Consider the following 7078-nt stretch of genomic DNA (forward strand, 5'->3'; position numbering starts at 1 on the left):
TGCGAAAACAGGGTGCCAACTTGACCGAAGCCGATCAGGCGGAGTAAAAGAAAGACGCTATAAACGCGGGCAGAAAAACGGTGATCGGCATGATGTTATTGGCTGATCGACATGATGTTATTAGCCACTAGCGGATGATTAACGCATTAATCACAATGCGATTCATGGTTCAGCGATGAATCAACCAGCCAACCCAACCAAGCAACACAACAGGAGTAAATCATGAGCGCATCAGTCGTACTCATTACCGGCGCACTTACCGGCATCGGCCGCGCCACCGCTATCGCCTTCGCCCGGCAAGGCGCCAACGTTGTCGTCAGCGGACGCCGCGACGAAGCCGGCCATGCGCTTGCCGCAGAACTACGCTGCCTCGGCGCTCAAGCGGAGTTTCAGCGTGCGGACGTGCGTATTGAAGCCGACGTGCGCAGCTTGATCGAAGCGACGGTGAAGCGCTTTGGCAGGCTTGATATCGCGATTAACAATGCCGGAACCGAAGGCAATCTCGGGCCAATCACCGACGCATCGGTCGACAACTTCGATGCGACGTTTCAAACCAACGTACTCGGCACTTTGCTTTCGCTTAAACACGAAATGCGCGTCATGTTGGCCCAAGGATCAGGGTCCATCGTAAATTTGTCATCGATTGCGGGGCAAGTAGGTGTTGCGGGTGCCTCGGTCTATGCCGCGAGCAAACACGCCATTGAAGGCTTGACCAAAAGCGCCTCGCTCGAAGGTGCCGCAGCCGGTGTACGTGTAAATGCCATTGCTCCCGGCCCGGTCGAAACGGACATGCTCGACCGTTTTGTCGGCCGCAGTGATGAGGCGAAGGCTGGGTTCCTTTCGATGATACCGGCAAAACGCGCAGCTACTGTCGAAGAAATCGCCGAAACCATTTTGTTTGTCTCAAGCAGCAAAGCGCGTTACCTCACCGGCCAGCGTATTGCCGTTGATGGTGGCTATACCGCGCAATAGTTCCAATCTCTAACCATTCATCAATTTTCTTCAATCTCAAGGAGTTCTAGCATGAAATCATTTACCGTCCCCACATTTGCTCAAGTCAGCCCAACCAACCAGGCAATGTTCGAAAACCTGAAAAAAGGATTGGGCATGGTGCCCAATTTATACGCAACTCTGGCGTATTCAGAAAACGCACTCGGCAGTTATCTGACGTTGCAGAACGCCAAGAGCAGTATCAACGGTAAGGCACGCGAAGTGGTCAACCTAGTAGTTAGCCAGGTCAATAGTTGTGAATACTGCCTTGCTGCACACACCGTCATAGGTGGAATGGTTGGCTTTACGGCCGCACAACTGTTGGAAATCCGTGGAGGGAGTGCCACCTTCGATACAAAACTCGATGCACTTGCAAAACTCACCAAAAACATCGCCGTCAATCGTGGCCATGCGGACGCCGCAGTCGTTGACGCATTCTTCGCGGCGGGTTGGACCAACGAAAACCTAGTCGACACCATTGTCACCATTGGCGACAAGACCGTTACCAACTATTTGCACGGTGTCACCAAAGTGCCGGTGGACTTTCCTGCAGCACCAAAACTGTAAGTTCGCCCACCCACCATCAACGACTTGCGCGAGGTAAGCATGAACACAATGACACTTTCTAGCCCAGTTGGGCGGCTCGATACTCAAGCCGCCGCATCAGAGCAAAGCCGTCTGATAAAGGGCGTCGCCGTTGGGCTCCTCGCGGCAAGTATTGGTGCCCTTTATACGGTCGTCGCCCGTTGGGGCATCGTTAACGGCCTCCAGTCGCCAGATCTAACCGTCTTGCGCTTCGGCGTGGCAGGCATTATCACGTTGCCGATATTGCTTTTGGCATGGCGACGAGGCAGAAACGAATTGCTCGCTCATTGGAAAGTATGGGTGGCAATTTCTCTTCTCGCCGGAACGCCCTTCGGTCTCTTGATGTTTGGCGCGTTGCAACTAGCACCTTCTAGTCATGCGGCGGTGTTTCCTTTTGCTTCCATGAGTGTAATGGGCATGCTCATTAGAGAGGTGGCCCCGCGCAGTTGGACAGAAATTTGGTTTTCTTAAGTGAGTTCTCTGCGGGTTAAGCCGCTGCGGCGAGCAGCGGCTGGTTGAAGTAAGCCGTATCCGGGGTTTGCCCGTCAAGCGTTGAGTGCGGGCGACGACGATTGTAAAAATCGAAGTAGCGGGCCAGCGCCTGTCGGACCTCGGAAACGGTGTCGTAGCCGTGCAGGTAAATCTCCTCGTACTTGACCGATTTCCAGAGGCGTTCGACGAATACGTTATCGCGCCAGCAGCCCTTGCCATCCATGCTGACCTGAATGCTGTGCTCCTGAAGCAAGCCAATGAAGGCCGAACTGGTGAATTGGCTGCCCTGGTCTGTGTTCATGATTTCCGGTCGGCCATACTTCATGATGGCCTCTTCCAGAGCATCGACGCAGGGATCAGCCGTCAGGCTGTTCGACAGGCGCCAACTCAGCACCCGACGGGTTGCCCAATCAAGCACCGCGCTCAGATAGACGAAGCCCCGGCGCATCGGGATGTAGGTCGTATCCATGGCCCAGACCTGATTCGGACGCTCGATGGCAAGGCCGCGCAGCAGGTAGGGATAGATGCGGTGTGCCTGGTTGCGCCGACTGGTGTTGGCCTTGCGGTAGATGGCCTGGATATCGAGCTTCTTCATCAGCGTACCGACATGTTTGCGACCGATTTCATGGCCTTCGAGCTTGAGCATATCGCGCAACATCCGCGCACCGGCAAAGGGATGCTCCAGGTGCAGTTCATCAATCCGCCGCATCAGCATCAAATCGATTTCGGATGTGGGCTGCGGCTGGTAATAGACAGAAGAACGCGAAAGCTCAAGTAACTGGACTTGCCTGACGACAGGCAGATCGTGGGCCTTGTCGATCATCGTTTTGCGCTCGCATCGCCGATGCGACCGAGCGCGACGGCCAAAAAATCAATCTCCAACGCCTGCTGGCCTATCTTTGCATGCAAATCCTTCAGGTCCGGCGTGGCCGCCTGCTTCTCGGCAGCCGTCGCAAAGACACCCGAGGCGTTCTCGAGCAATTGTGTCTTCCATTGCGTAATCTGATTCGGATGAACGTCAAACTTCTCTGCTAACGCAGCCAGCGTCTCATCGCCCTTGAGGGCGGCAATCGCCACTTTGGCCTTGAAGGCGGCTGTGTGGTTACGGCGGGGTCTTCTCATTGCTTCTGCTCCTAGGCAGGCGATTTCCATCGCCCATTGAAGCAGAGATTTCACTTAACTCGATGTCCGGATTCGCGGAACCACCTCTTAGCGCATGGGTGCTTGGCGACAAAATCACGACGCGTAAAGCTGTCGGCATCTCAGTTGTTTTGGTCGGGTTGTTAATACTTTCCGGCGTTGATGCGAACAGTTTTAGTGCCGGTGCGTTATTGGGTGACTTTATGTTCATCGCTGCTGGCGCGCTTTGGGCAGGTTTCGGGGTTTTGTTACGCAAAAACAAGCTCGACCCCCTGCTCGCCACGGCGGTGGTTTCATTCTCAGCGCTGCTAACTTATGTGCCTGCCTACCTGCTGTTGTCCGGCGGCCAACGACTCATTGATGCTGCACCACATGTGCTTTGGATCGAGGTGTTGGTGCAAGGTGTCATCGCTGGTGCAGGTACCTTGTATACCTACGCAAAAATGGTTTCTCTACTCGGGCCGGCTAGGGCGGCATTGTTTCCGGCACTCGCGCCAGGACTTGCTGCCTTGATGGCGTGGCCTGTGCTGGCACACGTTCCCACACTCAGCGAAGGAGCCGGACTACTTGTCGCGATGGCAGGGTTGATCATCGCAGTTACGAATTCAATCAGCCAACGGCCAACTCGCTAAAGCGATATCGGATTTAGATCAAAGTTGGCAAACCTGCATGGCAATTTAATGAAAACAAATCTCACGAATCAGCACACTGAACTCGAAGCCCGCATCAGACATAGGCAACACTGCTGAAGGATGGCGGTATCGAACATTGTGCTCAAGTCGTTGGCATCCGGTTACCCACGCGAATCGAAGTCAAAAGCGATTCGCGTGGGTGCAATATCTCTGAAAGCGCGACCCGCATGAGCTCGAGTTTTATCGCGGCGGTTTGTATTTCTGCTGCAGAGGTTGCGAACCTAGCAGCAACAAATGGCGGCTTGAGGATCGAAGAACAGCCATTGCCAATGAAAGCGTCATCAGGCAGGTTTGGGTCGAACCCGGCCTTTCGACCACGCGAAGGCCGCTAGGCGGAATTGGCAAATCGCCGTGCAACGCAGCATGACCGAAGACATAGGGCACTTGCGCTATATCCCGATTTGGGACTAAACTTTCGCATGCGAATCATTGCCGTCAGCTACCTGCGACCTTTCTGGGAATCCAATCCGGACGCCGAGCAGCCCTTGAAGTCCTGGGTGGATGAGGTGAAGAAGGCGAACTGGAGCCAGCCGGCGGACATCAAGGCGCAGTACCGTAGCGCCAGCATCCTGAAGAATCGCCGGGTCGTGTTCAACATCAAGGGCAATGACTATCGACTGGTGGTCTCAGTGGCCTATCGCTTCCAGGCTGTTTACGTGAAATTCATCGGCACGCACGCCGAGTACGATCTGATTGACGCCGAAACCGTTGAAATGGAGTCCTGACATGGAAATCCGACCAATTCATACCGACGCTGACTATCGGGCTGTTCTGCGCGAGGTATCGGCGTACTTCGAAAACGAGCCAGAGCCAGGCTCCCCGGAAGGAGACCGGTTCGAGGTGCTGGTAACGCTGCTCGAAGCCTATGAAGCCAAGCACTTCCCCATCGACCTTCCCGATCCGGTGGAAGCCATCAAGTTCCGCATGGAGCAAGCCGGACTGGCACCGAAGGACTTGGTGCCGGCCATCGGCCGTCTGAACCGCGTCTATGAAATCCTGAATCACAAGCGTCCGCTGACGCTCAACATGATCTGGCGACTGCACGAGAAGTTCGGAATCCCTGCCGAGAGCCTGATCCGCCCATCCAAGCTATCCGCCGCTGCTTGATCCGGTAGGAAGCGCTGTGCCCGTCAACATCCTCAACCTGCCCGGTCTGGATGTGGTGGATTTCCGGGAAACCGACACCGAATACCACGTTCGCGCCACGCCCAAGGCGATTTCCCGCCTGTGTCCGTCATGTGGGCCAGCAAGCAGAGTGGTCGTCCATCAACAGAAAACCCTGTTTGTCCGTGACCTGCCCAGTCATGGCCGGGCTGTGGCCATCCACCTCGACGTTCCCCGCCTGAAATGCCATGACTGCGTGCGGACCTTCACCGCTGTTGTGCCCGAGGTCGATGCCGACCGGCAGATGACCGAGCGCCTGGTGAAATGGATCGGGCGGCAATCGCTTGAATACCCGTTCACGGAGATCGCCAAGCAGGTCGGCATTGATGAAAAAACCGTCCGGGCCATCTTTGGCGAGTACGTTGCCGAACTGGAGAAGCAGTACCAGCGTGATACTCCGGTCATCCTTGGGCTGGATGAAATCTACCTTTCCCGGCCACGAGGCGTCATCACCAACATTGGCGACCGCTGCCTGGTCGATATGCTGGAGAACCGGTACAAGAAGACCATCGTTGAATTCCTGAAGAGCCTGCCCAATCCAGAACGGATTCAGGCGGCTTCGACTGACATGTACCGCCCGTACCGGGAGGCCATCCAGGAAGTCCTGCCGCACGTCGTTCATGTGGTCGACAAGTACCACATTATCCGGATGGGCAATGAGGCGCTGGAAGCCGTCCGGCGACGAATGAAGGACACGATCAGCGGCAAGCTGAATCTGGCCTTGAAGCGCGAGCGAAAGCTGCTAACCATGCGTCAGCACGAGCTATCCGATGAACAGTGGCTGGCGGTTTCTGGCTGGCTGAACAACTTTCCCCAGCTGAAGGTCGCCTACGAGTTGAAGGAGCGGTATTTCAGGATCTGGGACTGCGAATCCCCGGACGAGGCGGCGGCGGAGTACCTGCGCTGGCAGGAAGCTATCCCGCCGGAGCTTGCCAAGCCGTTCCGGGCAATCACCACCGCCTGGCGGACGTGGCGGAAACAGATCCTTGCCTACTTCGAGCATCCGATCACCAACGCCTTCACCGAGTCGTTCAATGCCAAGATCCGGAAGGCGTACCAAGAGGGGAATGGCTACAGCTTCGAGGTGCTGCGCGCCAAGGTGCTGTTCACGGACGTGATGCAGCGGAAAGCACGACGGGTCGAGCAGGTGAAGGTGAAGCGCCGGCCCAGATTTGACGAGCTTGAAGGTGCCCGGATGTATTTCAGCCTTGGTCGGATGACGCCCGAGGAACTGCAATACGATGTCAGGAACGTCGTGAAGGAAGTGATGCTCGGAACCGACCTGTCCACCTTACTGGCCGAAATCGACCATTGGCCAACAAGGGGCTAAATCAGGGTCTGTACACCGGAAAATCCGAAGCCCCAAAATTTCACATGTGAAATTTTTTAGCGGTAGCTGTGGGATGAAAAGTGTCATCCCTAAAAATAGAGTTTCAGACTTGAAAATAAAGTATCACCCTAACTTTCACTAGAACACCATGCCGTAATAGGCATGAACAGAGAAGAGGAATAAATCATGGCATCTGCTCCACAAAATCCATTCATGCTACCGGAACGGGATAACAATGAAGCGTTTTTTTCCGGGCCGTTGGTAAACCAAGCCTACCATTTGGCAGAGAAATACATTGAAGCTCGTCAAAATTTCTGGCCAGAATGCGCCGAGCGTACTGATTCAGATATCGGTGCATTCCTGAGTGAAGAATTTGCACTTCGTGATGATAAATCAGAGTTTCATTCTAGGTTCCTGACGTTATATATAAACTGCAATGCAGCATTTGGCTCACTGAATCATAGTCATTGCCTTTGGGCCTTTAAGGAAGATTTTTTCTAAAATGCTGACTATAGGATGATAACTTTATTTTCATCCCACAGCAGCCTTGAAGCATAACGGGAATTCAGATAATAAGTGCGACACTCATGGATGAATGGCGAGAGGTGGCCAACTGCTGATTGGTGGTACCCTTCTGCTCGCCAAAGTAAAAGCAGTATCACCATGAGCTATCAGCAGTTGACCG

At 54.6% G+C, this 7078-nt stretch carries 9 protein-coding genes; 8 read left to right on the forward strand and 1 reads right to left on the reverse strand.

All coding sequences use genetic code 11. The features are described 5' to 3' along the window. The first annotated feature begins 222 nt into the window (after window positions 1-222). The 3 genes from C3418_RS22080 to C3418_RS22090 are packed head-to-tail and all read left to right on the forward strand — an operon-like array spanning window position 223 to window position 2046. The gene (locus tag C3418_RS22080; RefSeq protein ID WP_103859286.1) at window positions 223-972 is read left to right on the forward strand and encodes an SDR family NAD(P)-dependent oxidoreductase; all 750 of its coding nucleotides are present in this window, start codon (window positions 223-225) and stop codon (window positions 970-972) included. Between the two features lie 51 nt (window positions 973-1023). After that, window positions 1024-1557: a carboxymuconolactone decarboxylase family protein gene (locus C3418_RS22085; RefSeq protein WP_103859287.1), complete on the forward strand. Its 534-nt coding sequence runs from the start codon at window positions 1024-1026 to the stop codon at window positions 1555-1557. A gap of 39 nt (window positions 1558-1596) precedes the next feature. After that, the gene (locus tag C3418_RS22090) at window positions 1597-2046 is read left to right on the forward strand and encodes an EamA family transporter (RefSeq protein ID WP_103859288.1); all 450 of its coding nucleotides are present in this window, start codon (window positions 1597-1599) and stop codon (window positions 2044-2046) included. A 16-nt stretch (window positions 2047-2062) separates the two neighbouring features. Here C3418_RS22090 and C3418_RS22095 read toward each other — a convergent pair. Further along, a protein-coding gene (locus C3418_RS22095; RefSeq protein WP_374755713.1) for an IS3 family transposase occupies window positions 2063-3189 on the reverse strand; the annotation gives its coding sequence in 2 pieces (ribosomal slippage) (window positions 2063-2931 and window positions 2931-3189; 1128 coding nt in all). A 62-nt stretch (window positions 3190-3251) separates the two neighbouring features. Here C3418_RS22095 and C3418_RS22100 point away from each other — a divergent pair. The 5 genes from C3418_RS22100 (at window position 3252) to C3418_RS22120 (ending at window position 6894) form a co-directional block, all read left to right on the forward strand. Then, complete coding sequence (locus C3418_RS22100; protein WP_103859290.1) at window positions 3252-3839, forward strand: DMT family transporter; 588 nt, start codon at window positions 3252-3254, stop codon at window positions 3837-3839. A 479-nt stretch (window positions 3840-4318) separates the two neighbouring features. Further along, window positions 4319-4624, forward strand: coding sequence for a type II toxin-antitoxin system HigB family toxin (locus tag C3418_RS22105; protein WP_103859291.1), 306 nt, complete (start codon window positions 4319-4321; stop codon window positions 4622-4624). A gap of 1 nt (window position 4625) precedes the next feature. After that, a complete protein-coding gene (locus C3418_RS22110; RefSeq protein WP_103859292.1) occupies window positions 4626-5006 on the forward strand; it encodes a type II toxin-antitoxin system HigA family antitoxin in 381 nt (126 codons plus the stop codon). Between the two features lie 16 nt (window positions 5007-5022). Continuing rightward, window positions 5023-6393 carry an ISL3 family transposase gene (locus C3418_RS22115; protein WP_103859293.1) on the forward strand — a complete coding sequence of 457 codons (1371 nt, stop codon included), beginning with the start codon at window positions 5023-5025 and terminating at the stop codon, window positions 6391-6393. A gap of 186 nt (window positions 6394-6579) precedes the next feature. Beyond that, window positions 6580-6894, forward strand: coding sequence for a hypothetical protein (locus tag C3418_RS22120; protein ID WP_199416971.1), 315 nt, complete (start codon window positions 6580-6582; stop codon window positions 6892-6894). Window positions 6895-7078: the final 184 nt, after the last annotated feature.

The sequence above is a fragment of the Aeromonas sp. ASNIH8 genome (assembly GCF_002919855.1).
Classification (GTDB): Bacteria; Pseudomonadota; Gammaproteobacteria; order Enterobacterales; family Aeromonadaceae; genus Aeromonas; species Aeromonas caviae.